The 15,492-nt window shown below is 53.3% G+C and carries 16 protein-coding genes; 10 read left to right on the top strand and 6 right to left on the bottom strand.

All coding sequences use genetic code 11. From position 1 onward, the window contains the following. Positions 1–297 precede the first annotated feature (297 nt). Positions 298–507, top strand: a complete 210-nt coding sequence (locus RGV06_RS19460; RefSeq protein WP_002554837.1) for a cold-shock protein — start codon at positions 298–300, stop codon at positions 505–507. A gap of 240 nt (positions 508–747) precedes the next feature. Here the strand turns inward: RGV06_RS19460 and apbC are convergent, their stop codons facing one another. After that, positions 748–1,842, bottom strand: a complete 1,095-nt coding sequence (gene apbC / locus RGV06_RS19455; protein WP_046809586.1) for an iron-sulfur cluster carrier protein ApbC — start codon at positions 1,840–1,842, stop codon at positions 748–750. Positions 1,843–2,023: 181 nt separating this feature from the next. Here apbC and metG point away from each other — a divergent pair, with 181 nt between their 5' ends. From metG to RGV06_RS19435, 4 genes are all read left to right on the top strand, one after another. Next, on the top strand, positions 2,024–4,075 hold the full coding sequence (gene metG, locus RGV06_RS19450; protein ID WP_019823529.1) for a methionine--tRNA ligase: 2,052 nt from the start codon (positions 2,024–2,026) through the stop codon (positions 4,073–4,075). A 201-nt stretch (positions 4,076–4,276) separates the two neighbouring features. Next, the gene (rsxB, locus tag RGV06_RS19445; RefSeq protein WP_322150943.1) at positions 4,277–5,269 is read left to right on the top strand and encodes an electron transport complex subunit RsxB; all 993 of its coding nucleotides are present in this window, start codon (positions 4,277–4,279) and stop codon (positions 5,267–5,269) included. A 67-nt stretch (positions 5,270–5,336) separates the two neighbouring features. Next, entirely contained in the window at positions 5,337–5,975 is a 639-nt protein-coding gene (gene nth / locus RGV06_RS19440; protein WP_019823533.1) for an endonuclease III, read from the top strand. A gap of 106 nt (positions 5,976–6,081) precedes the next feature. Beyond that, on the top strand, positions 6,082–6,264 hold the full coding sequence (locus RGV06_RS19435) for a PA3496 family putative envelope integrity protein (protein WP_019823535.1): 183 nt from the start codon (positions 6,082–6,084) through the stop codon (positions 6,262–6,264). An 84-nt stretch (positions 6,265–6,348) separates the two neighbouring features. Here RGV06_RS19435 and RGV06_RS19430 read toward each other — a convergent pair whose 3' ends face one another. Then, positions 6,349–6,975: a response regulator transcription factor gene (locus tag RGV06_RS19430; protein ID WP_019823536.1), complete on the bottom strand. Its 627-nt coding sequence runs from the start codon at positions 6,973–6,975 to the stop codon at positions 6,349–6,351. 944 nt (positions 6,976–7,919) lie between these two features. Between RGV06_RS19430 and RGV06_RS19425 the strand changes: the two genes are divergently transcribed. Beyond that, positions 7,920–8,678: a hypothetical protein gene (locus RGV06_RS19425; protein ID WP_322150940.1), complete on the top strand. Its 759-nt coding sequence runs from the start codon at positions 7,920–7,922 to the stop codon at positions 8,676–8,678. 74 nt (positions 8,679–8,752) lie between these two features. Here RGV06_RS19425 and RGV06_RS19420 read toward each other — a convergent pair whose 3' ends face one another. After that, on the bottom strand, positions 8,753–9,970 hold the full coding sequence (locus tag RGV06_RS19420) for an argininosuccinate synthase (protein WP_019823538.1): 1,218 nt from the start codon (positions 9,968–9,970) through the stop codon (positions 8,753–8,755). 127 nt (positions 9,971–10,097) lie between these two features. Next, the gene (locus RGV06_RS19415; protein WP_019823539.1) at positions 10,098–11,003 is read right to left on the bottom strand and encodes a flagellar protein MotY; all 906 of its coding nucleotides are present in this window, start codon (positions 11,001–11,003) and stop codon (positions 10,098–10,100) included. A 155-nt stretch (positions 11,004–11,158) separates the two neighbouring features. Here RGV06_RS19415 and pyrC point away from each other — a divergent pair, with 155 nt between their 5' ends. Continuing rightward, a complete protein-coding gene (pyrC, locus tag RGV06_RS19410) occupies positions 11,159–12,205 on the top strand; it encodes a dihydroorotase (protein ID WP_019823540.1) in 1,047 nt (348 codons plus the stop codon). Beyond that, the gene (rnt, locus tag RGV06_RS19405) at positions 12,202–12,876 is read left to right on the top strand and encodes a ribonuclease T (RefSeq protein ID WP_019823542.1); all 675 of its coding nucleotides are present in this window, start codon (positions 12,202–12,204) and stop codon (positions 12,874–12,876) included. Before pyrC ends, rnt begins: the two co-directional genes overlap by 4 nt. A gap of 77 nt (positions 12,877–12,953) precedes the next feature. Here rnt and RGV06_RS19400 read toward each other — a convergent pair whose 3' ends face one another. Next, positions 12,954–13,556: a peroxiredoxin gene (locus RGV06_RS19400; protein WP_019823544.1), complete on the bottom strand. Its 603-nt coding sequence runs from the start codon at positions 13,554–13,556 to the stop codon at positions 12,954–12,956. Positions 13,557–13,839: 283 nt separating this feature from the next. Between RGV06_RS19400 and RGV06_RS19395 the strand changes: the two genes are divergently transcribed. After that, positions 13,840–14,058, top strand: coding sequence for a bacterioferritin-associated ferredoxin (locus RGV06_RS19395; RefSeq protein WP_019823547.1), 219 nt, complete (start codon positions 13,840–13,842; stop codon positions 14,056–14,058). A 198-nt stretch (positions 14,059–14,256) separates the two neighbouring features. Further along, positions 14,257–14,727 (top strand): bacterioferritin, encoded by a 471-nt coding sequence (gene bfr / locus RGV06_RS19390; RefSeq protein ID WP_019823548.1) that lies wholly within the window; start codon positions 14,257–14,259, stop codon positions 14,725–14,727. 90 nt (positions 14,728–14,817) lie between these two features. On the opposite strand, the gene grxD is transcribed toward bfr, so the two are convergent. Further along, the gene (gene grxD / locus RGV06_RS19385) at positions 14,818–15,159 is read right to left on the bottom strand and encodes a Grx4 family monothiol glutaredoxin (RefSeq protein WP_016779691.1); all 342 of its coding nucleotides are present in this window, start codon (positions 15,157–15,159) and stop codon (positions 14,818–14,820) included. Positions 15,160–15,492 lie beyond the last annotated feature (333 nt).

The following is a 15,492-nucleotide window of genomic DNA, read 5'->3' as shown; positions in this document are numbered from 1 at the left end:
TAGGGCCCGGTTCAAAAGTCTGGGGCAAAAATATCGAAAATAGCTGTAGATGCCGTGAATACAGGCTGTGAGGGCAACCGTCAGTCACGTTTTTAGAGAAACCTTCGCAAAGACCCTTTGCACGTTCGGAAAAAAGCGTTAAGGTGGCGCCACTGTGCTGCTTGTGTCACTGAGAATCTCTACACGATATGTTGAATTTCGATCCAACCATCTCCAAGAATTTTTCCTGCTCTTTGCACTCAGTCTCGGCCAGGGCTTTTCCTGCGTCGCAGTTATCTTTGTTCAAGGAGTTACACCATGTCTAATCGCCAAACTGGTACCGTTAAGTGGTTCAACGATGAAAAAGGCTTCGGCTTCATCACTCCACAATCCGGTGACGACCTGTTTGTTCACTTCAAAGCAATCCAATCCGACGGCTTCAAAAGCCTGAAAGAAGGCCAACAGGTTTCTTTCATCGCTACCCGCGGTCAGAAAGGCATGCAAGCTGAGGAAGTTCAAGTTATCTAACTTGTGCTGATCCAGTAAAAAACCCCGCCCTTAAAAGCGGGGTTTTTTTATGCCTGAACATTTGTAGCAGTTGACGAGCAGTACGAGGCTACGTCCGAGTGCGAAGCGCTCGCAGAACCATTCAGCTTCGATGTTTCTGCGAGATTGCGCACACCGGGTTTACGACTGCTTCGCAGCCGGACGCAGCCTCGCAGAGCTCGTCAGCTGCTACGAGGCCTTGCTTAAATTGACTCTCAAGAATCAATCGTCGCTGGTAGTAATGGTCGGCATGGCCTGCGAAGCCGCTTCGTGCAGGACAATACGCGCACCCACCTGACGTGCCAGTTCCTGGTAGATCAATGCAATCGGGCTATTGGGATCAGCAACCGCGGTTGGCTTGCCGTTATCGGCCTGCTCGCGGATTTCCATCGACAGCGGTAATGAAGCCAACACTTCAACACCGTATTGCGTCGCCAGCTTCTCGCCACCACCCTCACCGAACAAATGCTCAGCGTGACCACAGTTCGAGCAAATGTGTACCGCCATGTTTTCCACCACGCCCAGCACCGGAATGTTCACCTTGCGGAACATCTCGACACCCTTGCGCGCGTCCAGCAAAGCCAGATCTTGCGGGGTTGTCACTATCACAGAACCGGTCACAGGGACTTTTTGCGCCAGGGTCAGCTGGATATCCCCGGTACCCGGCGGCATATCGATGACCAGGTAATCCAGGTCATTCCAAGCGGTCTGCGTTACCAACTGCAACAGGGCTCCCGACACCATCGGGCCGCGCCAGACCATTGGCGTGTTGTCGTCGGTAAGAAACGCCATCGACATGACTTCAACACCGTGAGCCTCAATGGGTACAAACCATTTCTGATCGCGAATCTTTGGCCGCGTCCCTTCCGCAATGCCGAACATCACGCCCTGGCTCGGGCCGTAAATGTCCGCATCCAGAATCCCGACCCGCGCACCTTCACGAGCCAGCGCCAACGCCAGGTTGGCTGCGGTAGTGGATTTACCAACCCCACCCTTTCCAGAAGCAACGGCCACAATGTTTTTCACATTGGCCAGGCCCGGTATTTGTGCCTGCGCCTTATGCGACGCAATCACACAACTGATCTCGACCTTGGCCGAGCTCACGCCATCCATGTTCTCGATAGCCGTTTGCAACACTTGCGCCCAACCGCTCTTGAACAGGCCCGCGGCATAACCCAACTCAAGCTGAACACTGACGCGTTCGCCCTGAATCTCGATATTGCGAACGCATCCGGCACTGACCGGGTCCTGATTCAAATAAGGGTCGGTGTATTGGCGAAGGACGGCCTCCACCGCTGCGCGATTGACTGCGCTCATGAGCAACTCCCGTAAAGACTGAGTAAAACAGGTCGCTATCGTACCTGTAATAGACCTGCGCAAGCAGGCTTTCGAAACAGTCAAAATCAGCGTAAACGATCAGATACACCGTCACGGGGTGAAATATATTGCTCGGCGCTTTATAGTGGCCGACCACCGTCTCATCAAGTAGCCGAGCCCCATGTCCGAGCCACGCAAGATCCTCGTCACCAGCGCCCTGCCCTATGCCAATGGTTCAATTCACCTTGGCCATATGCTTGAGTACATCCAGACCGATATGTGGGTGCGCTTCCAGAAACTTCGCGGCAATCAATGCACTTATGTCTGCGCAGACGACGCCCACGGCTCGGCCATCATGTTGCGCGCCGAGAAAGAAGGCATCACACCCGAGCAACTGATCGCCAACGTCCAGGCTGAACACAGCGCCGACTTTGCCGAATTCCTCGTCGACTTCGACAACTTCCATTCGACCCACGCCGAAGAAAACCGTGAGCTGTCGAGTGCGATCTACCTCAAGTTGCGCGAAGCCGGGCATATCGCTACCCGCTCGATCACCCAGTACTTCGACCCGGAAAAGAAAATGTTCCTGGCCGATCGCTTCATCAAGGGCACCTGCCCTAAATGCGGCACAGATGATCAGTACGGCGACAACTGTGAAAAGTGCGGCGCAACCTACGCCCCCACTGACCTGAAAAACCCGAAATCGGCAATCTCTGGCGCCACTCCGGTACTGAAAGACTCCGAACACTTTTTCTTCAAGCTGCCCGACTTCGACGCCATGCTCAAAAGCTGGACCCGTAGTGGTGCATTGCAAGATGCCGTGGCCAACAAGATCGCCGAGTGGCTGGATGCCGGCCTGCAACAGTGGGACATCTCCCGCGATGCGCCGTACTTCGGCTTCGAGATCCCGGACGCACCCGGCAAATACTTCTATGTATGGCTGGATGCCCCAATCGGCTACATGGCCAGCTTCAAGAACCTCTGCGCACGCCGTCCGGAACTGGACTTCGATGCGTACTGGGCAAAGGACTCCACCGCCGAGCTGTATCACTTTATCGGCAAGGACATCGTCAACTTCCACGCCCTGTTCTGGCCAGCAATGCTCGAAGGCGCAGGTTATCGAAAACCTACCGCCATCAATGTTCACGGCTACCTGACCGTCAACGGCCAGAAAATGTCCAAGTCGCGCGGCACCTTTATCAAGGCCCGCACCTATCTGGACCATCTGGCACCGGAATACCTGCGCTACTACTACGCCTCCAAACTGGGCCGCGGCGTCGATGACCTGGACCTGAACCTGGAAGACTTCGTACAGAAGGTCAACTCGGACCTGGTCGGCAAAGTTGTCAACATTGCCAGCCGCTGTGCAGGCTTCATCCACAAGGGCAACGCGGGAGTCATGGTCGAGGGCAACGCAGCCCCCGAGCTGACAGAAGCCTTCCTGGCTGCAGCCCCAAGCATTGCTGAGGCTTATGAAGCCCGTGACTTTGCGCGCGCAATGCGTGAAATCATGGGTCTTGCAGACCGCGCCAACGCCTGGATCGCCGACAAGGCACCTTGGGCTATGGCCAAGGTTGAAGGCAAGCAGGATGAAGTACAGGCCGTCTGCGCACTGGGCATCAATCTGTTCCGTCAACTGGTCATCTTCCTCAAGCCGGTACTGCCCGTGCTTGCAGCCGATGCTGAGGCGTTCCTCAATGTCGAGCCCTTGATCTGGAGCGATCACAACGTGTTGCTGGCCAATCATCAGCTAAACGCATTCAAGCCACTGATGACCCGTATCGACCCGGTCAAGGTTCAAGCCATGACAGACGCCTCGAAAGAAGACTTGATCGCAAGCCAGACCGACACCGGCACCGCTGCCCCACAGGGCAACGGTGAACTGGTCAAGGAACCGCTGGCAGCAGAAATCGAATTCGATACCTTCGCCGCAGTGGACTTGCGCGTTGCGCTGATCCTCAAGGCAGAAGCCGTTGAAGGTGCCGACAAGCTGCTGCGCTTGACACTGGATATTGGTGACGAGCAACGCAACGTGTTCTCGGGGATCAAAAGTGCCTACCCGAATCCGGCTGAGCTCGAAGGTCGCCTGACCATGATGATTGCCAACCTGAAACCACGCAAAATGCGCTTCGGCATGTCCGAAGGCATGGTGATGGCTGCTGGCCCTGGCGGTGAAGAAATTTACCTGTTGAGCCCGGATAGCGGCGCCAAGCCAGGTCAACGCATCAAGTAACACCGCCCCTTTGCAACGTCTGGCGGCCAGCAAGCCGCCAGACGCTGTTCATCAGTAGCCGCACTCCCCGTCATGTCGGATAATCAGCCGCATTCCCTTGGGCCGACCGATCATGCGCGCACGCTTGACCCACGCCCTTATTTATCTCTGCGCATGTTGAGTGTCGCCCAGATGCGACCCGCTGTAGCTGGACTTCACACCATGAGCCTGATTCAACGTATTGATGCTTTATTACCGCAAACTCAATGCGGAAAGTGCGGCCACCCAGGCTGCAAACCCTATGCGAAAGGCATCGCACAAGGCGAGGCGATCAATAAGTGCCCTCCCGGGGGAACCGAAACCATTGCCGCACTTGCCGACCTGCTCAGCATTCCAGTCCTGGAGCTGGACCTAAAGCGTGGTACTGCGCCGTCACAAGTGGCCTTTATTCGGGAAGCCGAATGCATTGGCTGTACCAAATGCATTCAGGCCTGCCCAGTTGATGCCATTCTCGGCGCAGCCAAGCTCATGCACACCGTCATTGTCGACGAATGCACCGGCTGCGACCTTTGTGTTGCACCTTGCCCGGTCGATTGCATAGAAATGCGCCCCCTGCCCGTAAATGGAACCCCCATTGTCGGCGGTCTCGCTCACGATGCGGAGCAGTACATCGCCCGCAACCAAAAGCGTGATCATGCACGCAGACGCTATGAAGTACGTGACGAGCGCCTGCGCCTTGAAGAGGAACACAGGCAGGCAGAACGCTCCGCGCGCGCCCAACGCGCGCCTGCAATAGCTGACAGTGGCGCTCGACCGGTTAGCCTGGGAGCAGAACTGTCCAGCCTTAATGACGCAGCGCTTAAAAAAGCCAAAGTCACACTCGCCATGGCGCGCGCTCAACTGAACAAATCACTCAGGGCATTCGGCCATCCTCCAACGGCGCAGCAGCAATCCCAACTTCTGGCCCTGCAACAGCAGTTTGAATCAGCCGAACACGCACTGGCTCAACTGGAGCCTGCCAGCGAGGTTTCTGTTTCTGCACCTACTGCGAACACCGCAGAACTCAAACGCGCAAAAATCCAGCTGGCCATGCGTCGCGCAGAGCTTAAAAAGGCCATAACCCAGGAGCAATCCGACACGCAGTTGAACCTTTTAACCGATGCTGTCACTCAAGCAGAGGTAACACTCAACGCGCTAGACCCAACCCAGGCCTGACAAATTCTCGCATCCCAAACAAGCGCCTCTTCACTTAACGGACAGCCATCCAGGAAGTGTTTTACCCATGAACGCCGCAAAGCGCCTTGAAATATTCCGCCGGTTTCACGAAGACAATCCTGAGCCAAAAACCGAACTGGCCTATTCATCTGCTTTCGAACTGTTGATTGCCGTGATCCTGTCCGCTCAGGCCACTGATGTGAGCGTGAACAAGGCGATGGCCAAATTGTTTCCGGTCGCCAATACACCAGAAGCCATCTACGCTCTCGGAGTAGAAGGTCTGTCGCAGTACATCAAGACCATTGGCCTGTATAACAGCAAGGCCAAAAACGTGATTGAAACCTGTCGTCTATTGATTGAGCGCCATGGCAGCCAGGTTCCGCAGACGCGAGAAGAGCTTGAGGCGCTACCCGGAGTAGGTCGAAAAACTGCAAATGTTGTGCTCAACACCGCCTTCAGACAACTGACCATGGCCGTAGACACCCATATTTTCAGGGTCAGTAATCGAACCGGAATTGCACCAGGCAAAAACGTGGTCGAGGTCGAAAAGAATTTAATGAAGCACGTGCCCAAGCCGTATCTGCTGGACGCCCACCATTGGCTCATCCTGCATGGACGTTATGTGTGCCAGGCGCGCAAGCCGCGGTGTGGAAGCTGTCGCATTGAAGACCTGTGCGAATTCAAGCAAAAAACCTCTGATGATTGAGTAATAGAGATTTTATGGACTGATCGATTAAGAAAATCTTTTTTACCCGAGCGGCGATTATCGCTATAAGGGGCGCCATTGACTGTCTTGGCCTGGAGTGAACTGAATGAGCACTGGCAAAGAAGAACTGGAAGTAGAAGAAGATTTTGCAGTCGTCGATCCAGACGATGTGGTGGAGCCTGTTGTTGAGGTAGCTAAAACCAATTTGGCCAAACGCCGTACCATTGACGCGCTCCTGGAAGAAAAAAGGCTCAGAAAAGAGCTCGAAGATTATGGATACGATCTTTAATTTCCGTCACCCAATCTTAAAAGCCTCCTTTAGCGGAGGCTTTTCCTGGAGGGGCTTTTGAGTCACGTCCCTATTTCCTCCTCCTCACACCAAGCCATTACGTTGGGCCAGCTCGATCAGGTCTACGAGCGACCGAGCATTGAGTTTCAAGAGCAGGCGGGTTTTGTAGGTACTCACCGTTTTGTTGCTAAGGAACATGCCATCGGCTATCTCCTTATTGCTTCTTCCCCGCGCCAACTGCTGCAGCACCATCATTTCTCGCCCTGAAAGGCGATTGACCATATCAGCTTCACTCGCATTCCCCAGACTTGAACGCACTGAGTGCAGCGCCTGATTAGGGAAATAGCTGTAACCCGACAGCACAGCCTTGATTGCACTTAACAACTCGGTTAAATCCTGCTGTTTACAAACATAACCTGCGGCTCCTGCCTGCATGCAACGCATTGAAAAATGGCCAGGAGCTTGCGAGGTCAGCACCAGCACCTTAATTAGCACCGCCGGAGTGGACAGCCGCGCAATAACTTCCAGCCCATCAAGTTTCGGTATTCCTATATCCAGAATCACAATATCAGGCGCATGTTCACGCGCAAGTTGCAAAGCATCCACACCATTATCCGTCTCTGCGATGACTTCATAGCCATGTCGTTCCATGAGCATACGCACAGCAAGACGAATGACAGGATGATCATCCACGATCAGCACTTTATTCATGGGCAATTCCAATTTATCGCTGTTCGAATTTTTAGAACCAGCACCATAGCCTAGTCATAACAAACTGGGCATAGCGCCCCCTCACGCATCCACAACCAAAGACATTTCCTACAAATATTGAAGATTTGACCTACAGAAATAGCCTGCCAACATCAAAGAATTCTTACTTACCACCTCAGCACACCAACATTCAAATACATCATCTAGAACGACCATCCTCTTATTTAAGATATATCCCCGCTTGCCATCAGAACAACTCCCTACATGCAACACACCTCATGCCGAACCAGAATCGGCACTCCACTACAGCACACACCCCAAAGCAAACTTAAAATTTACAAACGATTCCGCTACAGTATCTTACGCACCCTTCCTTCTACTCAAAAAAAGCACATACACATTAGAAAACCACAAGACACTGCAGACTCACCGATTTATACACATCCAGTGGAATCTACTATTTTTTTAATGAAAAAAATTAGAAATTTGTACTTACAGAATAGGACTACAGATCATTCAGAAAACCCCCAAACATAAATCCATATCAAAAGAATTCCCAACCCGCCCTGTTTACCATCAAATCAGAGTACAGAAAAACTGATAGAAACCCGCCAACAAATAGCATTCCATGCTTGCGCACCATAACTTACCCAAACTAAAGACAAAAACTTACGCACCATTACATCAATTAGTTATTAGCCCCTATGAAATTCAACATAGATAGCGGCAGTATTCCTACGAACAATCGAAACCTGCAAAAAAACCGAAAGATCCCCATTCAAGGTGCCACCTCAAAACCCGTATTGAGTTTGCAGCTTCAATATCCCACGTCTAAATTCATAGTAACCCGTCCATAAAATGAAAACGCACCGGCTCCCAGAGTGCTGACACCCCCAACACGGTGCGCCCGGCCATTGCCGAACCACCCGTAAAAAGGTTACCCCATGATAAAAAACCATCTAAAAATCAATAACCCACTTACTATCATTGCAGTTTTCTCAATGCTGACAGAAGCTTCCGCGGCGGTATCACTGCCTTACATCGACAGTGAACACCAGAAAGAGTACGTTTGGTTTTTAATAATATTCCCTGTACTTTTGGTGACACTATTCTTCCTGACACTTAACTTCAACAACAAAACACTCTACACCCCAGCAAACTTATCCAAGGCCGCCTTGCCTTTAACAACGGCTGCTTATACCCCTCGCACCTACACTGACTTCAGCACAGACACACTACTTTCCAAGCCAGCTTATCAACTGGGCATAAAGTTCAGTTCGTTCACGCCTCACTACTTTACTTTTTTGCCTCAAGGCCACAGAACATACGATTCCGCCTCCGCAAAACCCTCAGGACCGAATAACGCACCCACCCTGTTCTCTACCGACAAACTTGTACTTTTTGAAGGTACAAAGTTAAAAAGCTTCCACCTTATTGATCTGAATCATTCGCCGTCCCTACGCTCATTTAAAAACATCCCGAAAGACAGACGCCACCGCTACTGCAAATCCCCACGCAAGTGCAAAAGTAACACCCACAAGAATGACGTATTTTTATTACTGAAAAACACGCCGCCTGGCATCACGCCAGGCGAATTAATGCACACCATCTTCAGTACTCACAACGCTACACCCACCGATCATACAACCTTGATCACCTACACCATCGACACACGCAAGCTCGACATATTCGTTTCTCCCTGATGACACGTGACCTGCAGCCCAGAGACAAAAAAAAGCCCCGACCAAATGGCCGGGGCTTTTTTATAGGGCACGCATCAGAACAACTTACGGCCTTTGTTTGCAGCAATGCGCATGCGCAATGCATTCAACTTGATAAACCCTGCAGCGTCTTCCTGGTTGTAAGCACCGCCATCTTCTTCAAAAGTGGCAATGTTGGCATCAAACAATGAATCGTCAGACTTGCGACCGGTAACGATCACGTTGCCTTTGTACAGTTTCAGGCGAACCACACCGTTCACGTGAGCCTGAGATGCATCAATCATTTGTTGCAGCATCAAACGCTCAGGGCTCCACCAGTAGCCGGTGTAGATCAGGCTGGCGTACTTGGGCATCAACTCGTCTTTCAGGTGAGCGACTTCACGGTCCAGAGTGATCGACTCAATGGCACGGTGAGCCCGCAGCATGATAGTGCCGCCCGGTGTTTCGTAGCAGCCACGGGACTTCATCCCTACATAACGGTTCTCAACGATATCGAGACGACCGATGCCGTTCTCGCCGCCGATACGGTTAAGGGTTGCCAACACGGTGGCCGGGGTCATTTCGACGCCGTCCAGGGCAACGATATCGCCATTGCGGTAAGTCAGTTCCAGAAAGGTCGGCGTGTTAGGCGCATCTTCTGGCGACTTGGTCCAACGCCACATGTCTTCTTCGTGCTCGGTCCAGGTATCTTCCAGCACACCGCCCTCGTAAGAGATGTGCAGCAAGTTGGCATCCATCGAGTACGGAGACTTCTTCTTGCCATGACGCTCGATCGGAATATTGTGCTTTTCAGCGTAATCCATCAGCTTTTCACGGGAGAGCAAGTCCCACTCACGCCAAGGAGCAATCACTTTCACTCCTGGCTTCAGGGCATAGGCACCCAGTTCGAAACGAACCTGATCGTTACCTTTACCCGTTGCGCCGTGGGAAATGGCGTCTGCGCCTGTTTCGTTGGCAATTTCAATCAGGCGCTTGGCGATCAGCGGACGAGCAATGGAAGTACCCAGCAGGTACTCGCCTTCGTAAACAGTGTTGGCGCGGAACATCGGGAAAACGAAGTCTCGAACAAACTCTTCACGCAGGTCATCAATGTAGATTTCCTTAACGCCCATGGCTTGCGCCTTGGCACGTGCCGGTTCGACTTCTTCGCCCTGACCCAGGTCAGCGGTGAAGGTTACGACTTCACAGTTATAAGTATCCTGCAGCCACTTCAGGATCACCGAAGTGTCCAGGCCGCCCGAATAAGCCAGAACGACCTTGTTTACGTCCGCCATGCCATCACTCCACGGGTTGTTCGAAAAGCCGAACAGTCTACCGCCCATATCTATTAATTTACAGAGGCGCGACAGCTTAAGACGACAAAGCGACAGATTATGTCAAAGGGGCGACGAGAGGGGCACTTCAAGAAATTGCAGCGGGATTGGAGACTCCAACTGAAGGAGCAGCTTTTTCTGACTCCGGATACCGCTCCAAACGGACACTAACCCGACGATTTTTCGCACGATTAGCGTGGTTCGTGTTCGGCACCAACGGGTATTGCTCACCATGAAAACGTACCGTGATCTGCGACTCCTGAAGTCCGCTTTCCTTGAAGTAATCCATGACGGCTAATGCCCGGCGCCGTGATAACTCACGATTGGTCAATCTGTTACCCATGTTATCGGAGTAGCCGTCCAGGATGACGTGATTGACGGTTGGATCCGCCTTCAAGTACTCCACCATGACGTGCAAGTTGACCCGTGCGGTCGCGTCCAGTTCGGTACCGCCACCAGGAAAACCAATGCGGCTTTGTCTGACCTGATCAAAGTTTTTCGGTAACAACTTTGCGGTGCAAGCCTCGTAGTCACCGTATGCCTGACGAAACCTGACCGGTAGCAAACGCACTTCAGAGACATTACCCTCACGGGAAAAGTGCCTGACCAGCGGGCTGCGCCCTTCCAGCAGACCGCGAAACAGGCGTCCGGCCTGGGCTTGAGAACTGTTGAAAAGCACCTGGCCACGACCAATGCGCACTGACCCCAGATCAATGTCCCCCCTGCCCGGCTGCCATGGCGCAGCGGCGGCAAGCAGTGTTGCAGAGCCTTCGCCCAGCATTGAGTTGTAGGCATTGAGACGAAAGACTGCCTGCTCTCCTGCCCGACGTACAAAGGCCCCGGAGCCGAAATCAGTAATGGGCTGGATCAGCCGGCACTCGAACTTGTCACCTTCTACTTTCCACTCGATATTCTCCAGCCGAGTCTGAAAAGTCAGAGCCATGGCAGGCAGGCTGGCAAACATGCAGAGCAGGATGAGATAACACTGGCGCACGGGAGGCTCCACAGGCTTGTACTGCAAAATAACAGGCCACAGATTTACGGCATACCCATGAGATATCGGTCAGCAATCACAAAACTTGATAGCGAGTGCCTGTGAGTGTCTTTTCCGGTAGCATTCACATCAGTTTGACCCGCCTGGAATTCCCAATGTCTGACCGCCTGACCCTGCTGCGTCCCGACGACTGGCATATACATCTTCGCGATGGTGCTGTGTTGCCTCACACTGTCGCGGATGTTGCGCGCACTTTTGGCCGCGCCATCATCATGCCCAACCTGGTACCTCCGGTGCGTAATGCCGCCGAAGCCGATGCCTATCGCCAGCGCATTTTGGCTGCTCGCCCGGCCGGAAGCCGTTTCGAGCCGCTGATGGTGCTGTACCTCACTGACCGAACCCAGCCAGAAGACATTCGTACGGCCAAGGCCAGCGGATTCGTCCATGCAGCCAAGCTGTATCCGGCTGGGGCAACGACCAACTCCGACTCTGGTGTCACCAGTATCGATGCGATCTTCCCGGTCCTTGAAGTCATGGCTGAAGTTGGCATGCCTTTACTGATTCACGGTGAAGTCACCCGCGCTGGCGTGGACGTCTTTGACCGCGAAAAAATCTTCATCGACGAGCATATGCGCCGCGTTGTAGATCGCTTCCCGACGCTAAAAGTCGTGTTTGAGCACATCACCACAGCTGAGGCGGTGCAGTTCGTCAACGAGGCTTCGGCCAACGTCGGCGCGACAATTACGGCGCATCACCTGCTGTACAACCGCAATCACATGCTGGTTGGCGGTATTCGCCCGCACTTCTATTGCCTGCCGATCCTCAAGCGCAACACCCATCAGGAAGCCCTGCTGGATGCGGCCACCAGTGGCAGCGAGAAGTTCTTCCTGGGCACTGACTCTGCTCCCCATGCCCAGCACGCCAAAGAAGCTGCCTGCGGTTGTGCCGGTTGCTATACCGCGTATGCAGCCATCGAGATGTACGCCGAAGCCTTCGAGCAGCGTAATGCGCTGGACAAGCTGGAAGCCTTTGCCAGCCTGAACGGCCCTCGATTCTACGGTCTGCCTGCCAGCACCGAACACATCACCCTGGTTCGCCAGGAGTGGACCGCCCCAACCAGCCTGCCTTTCGGCGAGTTGACCGTAATTCCGCTGCGCGCCGGTGAAACACTGCGCTGGCGCCTGCTGGAGGAACAGCTGTGAGTGACGACCATTATGATGACGAACACGAAGGCGGCCATGGCGGCGGATCGCGCCACCCGATGGCCGAGCGTTTTCGCGGCTATCTGCCGGTCGTAATCGATGTTGAAACCGGTGGCTTTAATAGCGCTACTGATGCCTTGCTGGAAATCGCAGCAGTCACGATCGGCATGGATGAAAGAGGCTTTGTGTTCCCGGAGCACACCTATTTCCACCGTGTGGAACCGTTTGAAGGCGCCAACATCGAAGCTGCAGCGCTGGAGTTCACAGGCATCAAGCTCGATCACCCACTGCGCATGGCGGTCAGTGAAGAAACGGCCCTGACCGACATCTTCCGTGGTGTGCGAAAGGCCCTGAAAGCCAACGGCTGCAAGCGTGCCATCTTGGTGGGACATAACAGTAGCTTTGATTTGGGCTTCCTCAACGCCGCAGTAGCGCGCCTGGACATGAAACGCAATCCGTTTCACCCCTTCTCAAGCTTTGACACAGCGACCCTGGCAGGTCTGGCTTATGGCCAGACGGTACTGGCCAAAGCCTGTCAGACCGCCGACATCGATTTTGATGGGCGTGAAGCACACTCGGCTCGTTATGACACCGAGAAAACCGCTGAGCTGTTCTGTGGCATCGTCAACCGCTGGAAACAAATGGGCGGCTGGAAAGACTTCAACGACTGATCCTGTCGTTCAGGCTTTCATCGCAGCATAAAAAAACCGGACACTGGGTCCGGTTTTTTTATGCCTGAATCTGACGCTTACAGCTGGTCAGCATTCTCGGTCAGGTACGCAGCGACACCAGCAGTCGATGCTGTCATGCCTTTGTCGCCTTTTTTCCAGTTGGCAGGGCAAACTTCGCCGTGCTCTTCGTGGAATTGCAGAGCGTCTACCAGACGAAGCAGCTCCTCCATGTTACGGCCCAGTGGCAGGTCGTTAACGATCTGGGAGCGAACAACGCCCTTGTCGTCGATCAGGAACGCGCCGCGCAGCGCTACGCCGCCTTCGGTTTCAACGTCGTAAGCTTTGCAGATTGCATGATTGATGTCGGCAGCCATGGTGTATTTCACCTGGCCGATACCGCCATTGTTCACTGGGGTGTTGCGCCATGCGTTGTGGGTGAAATGGGAGTCGATCGACACGGCAACCACTTCAACGTTACGCGCCTGGAAGTCAGGGATGCGGTGGTCCAGAGCAATCAGCTCGGACGGGCAAACGAAAGTGAAGTCCAGCGGGTAGAAGAACACCAGGCCATATTTGCCTTTGATGGCGGAGGACAGCGTGAAGCTGTCAACGATTTCGCCATTGCCAAGTACGGCTGCGACGGTGAAGTCAGGGGCTTGTTTGCCTACGAGTACGCTCATTGGATATCTCCTGGTGTGCTGCGTGAAGAACAGGATCCGGTCGGGGCTGCCATTGGTTGATGGCATTCAGCTGACCAGTTCCTGCGTGAAAATGACCGGTCATCATACACCGCTCGTCAGGGCGGGCCTTAACCCTTTTTCAGGCGCCAAACACAGAACCATAGAGACCGTTCGTCAGCACAACGCAGGCAGACCTCAATTGAGACTCAAGGCACTTTGACAATCATTCTCGTTAACATTAAGATCCCTGTCATTGAATCCCAACCAGCGATGGTTCTTATTTATGTACGTTTGCCTTTGCACTGGCGTCACCGATGGAAAAATTCGCGACGCAATCTACGACGGTTGCTGCAGCTACCGTGAAGTGCGCGAAGCAACAGGCGTCGCTAGCCAATGCGGTAAATGTGCATGCTTAGCCAAGCAAGTGGTTCGCGAAACCCTGGCTTCGCTGCAAACCAGTCAGGCCGTTATGAGTTTTCCGGCAGAATTTTCAGCCGCTTAATTAACATATTTCAAAGAACCGGGCTTAGTGTCCGGTTTTTTTATGTCCAGAATTCAAGTGGTTAGCCCCAAGACGCGGAACACAAACATTCTTATTCCGATTAATTTTCATTTATTATTCAAATACTTAGGTTTGACAGCCTGCAACGTGCGGATCAAACTCTGCCTTATATACAGTTAATTAAGGCAGGCCCCAGCCATGAAAGGCGACATTTCAGTCATTCAGCACCTCAACAAAATTCTCGGCAACGAACTGGTCGCAATCAATCAATACTTCCTGCACGCACGCATGTATCAGGATTGGGGCCTGGAAAAGTTGGGTGCGCATGAGTACCACGAGTCCATCGACGAGATGAAACACGCGGACAAGCTGATCAAGCGCATTCTGTTCCTTGAAGGCCTGCCAAACGTTCAGGACCTGGGCAAGCTGCATATCGGCGAGCACACCAAGGAAATGCTTGAGTGTGACCTGCGTATTGAGAAGACCGGCCACGCCGATCTCAAAGCCGCTATCGCCCACTGCGAAGTTGTGGGTGACTTTGGCAGCCGCGAAATGCTGGAAGATATTCTGGAATCTGAAGAAGAGCATATCGACTGGCTGGAAACTCAGTTGGGCCTGATCGATAAAATCGGTATTGAGAATTACCTGCAATCGCAAATGGGCGAGTAACTAACGCCCACTAAAAAGCCCCGCCCTGTTTATCACGGGGCGGGGCTTTTTTATGCGCGTTACTTAACAACTGTAACTACGCGACTGACATCAAGCTTCAGTCTTGTTTGCAGCAGCTTTCTCGACAGCTTCTTTAATCAAAGCCTGCAAAGAACCATCAGCGGCCATTTCAGCCATGATGTCGCTACCGCCTACCAACTCACCACCGACCCACAGTTGCGGGAAAGTTGGCCAGTTAGCGTACTTCGGCAGATTGGCGCGGATTTCCGGGTTCTGAAGGATGTCCACGTAAGCGAACTTCTCGCCACAGCCCATGACTGCCTGAGCAGCTTTGGCCGAAAAGCCACACTGTGGGGCATTCGGGGAGCCTTTCATGTAGAGCAGAATGGTGTTGTTAGCAATCTGGTCTTTAATAGTTTCGATGATATCCATGGAGCACCTCGGCTGAACTTTCCGACTCAGATGTCGGCACGGTGGCGCATTGTAACGGAAAGCCGAGCGTCACGCTCGGTCTCCCCGACAGACAATAGTCGCCCCCCTTCCCTTCGCAGGCCCCGTAGCCGCTGCCGGCAACGAAGGCTGCGAACACATGAAACCCATCTGGATTGCCCGCGCCATCACTGTATCAGCGCCTCGACAGCGAGTACAAATACGGCGACCGTAACACACCAAAAGACCGTGCAATTGCCAAGCGACGCCACGGCAGTGTACAAATGGGCAGCTGAGGTGAGGCAAACCACCTGAGCGGCTCATGCAGCGCAAGAC

Origin of the sequence: Pseudomonas sp. CCI3.1, assembly GCF_034313985.1 — a bacterium.
GTDB classification, from domain to species: Bacteria; Pseudomonadota; Gammaproteobacteria; order Pseudomonadales; family Pseudomonadaceae; genus Aquipseudomonas; species Aquipseudomonas psychrophila.
The sequence above is the reverse complement of the archived record's forward strand: the minus strand, read 5'-3'. Positions and strand labels throughout refer to the sequence as shown.

What these genes read in the sequence shown, in the direction of transcription:
- RGV06_RS19460 (WP_002554837.1), top strand. Translation starts at nt 298, where the DNA reads ATGTCTAATCGCCAAACTGGTACCGTTAAGTGGTTCAACGATGAAAAA.
- apbC (WP_046809586.1), bottom strand. Translation starts at nt 1,842, where the DNA reads ATGAGCGCAGTCAATCGCGCAGCGGTGGAGGCCGTCCTTCGCCAATAC.
- metG (WP_019823529.1), top strand. Translation starts at nt 2,024, where the DNA reads ATGTCCGAGCCACGCAAGATCCTCGTCACCAGCGCCCTGCCCTATGCC.
- rsxB (WP_322150943.1), top strand. Translation starts at nt 4,277, where the DNA reads ATGAGCCTGATTCAACGTATTGATGCTTTATTACCGCAAACTCAATGC.
- nth (WP_019823533.1), top strand. Translation starts at nt 5,337, where the DNA reads ATGAACGCCGCAAAGCGCCTTGAAATATTCCGCCGGTTTCACGAAGAC.
- RGV06_RS19435 (WP_019823535.1), top strand. Translation starts at nt 6,082, where the DNA reads ATGAGCACTGGCAAAGAAGAACTGGAAGTAGAAGAAGATTTTGCAGTC.
- RGV06_RS19430 (WP_019823536.1), bottom strand. Translation starts at nt 6,975, where the DNA reads ATGAATAAAGTGCTGATCGTGGATGATCATCCTGTCATTCGTCTTGCT.
- RGV06_RS19425 (WP_322150940.1), top strand. Translation starts at nt 7,920, where the DNA reads ATGATAAAAAACCATCTAAAAATCAATAACCCACTTACTATCATTGCA.
- RGV06_RS19420 (WP_019823538.1), bottom strand. Translation starts at nt 9,970, where the DNA reads ATGGCGGACGTAAACAAGGTCGTTCTGGCTTATTCGGGCGGCCTGGAC.
- pyrC (WP_019823540.1), top strand. Translation starts at nt 11,159, where the DNA reads ATGTCTGACCGCCTGACCCTGCTGCGTCCCGACGACTGGCATATACAT.
- RGV06_RS19400 (WP_019823544.1), bottom strand. Translation starts at nt 13,556, where the DNA reads ATGAGCGTACTCGTAGGCAAACAAGCCCCTGACTTCACCGTCGCAGCC.
- RGV06_RS19395 (WP_019823547.1), top strand. Translation starts at nt 13,840, where the DNA reads ATGTACGTTTGCCTTTGCACTGGCGTCACCGATGGAAAAATTCGCGAC.
- bfr (WP_019823548.1), top strand. Translation starts at nt 14,257, where the DNA reads ATGAAAGGCGACATTTCAGTCATTCAGCACCTCAACAAAATTCTCGGC.
- grxD (WP_016779691.1), bottom strand. Translation starts at nt 15,159, where the DNA reads ATGGATATCATCGAAACTATTAAAGACCAGATTGCTAACAACACCATT.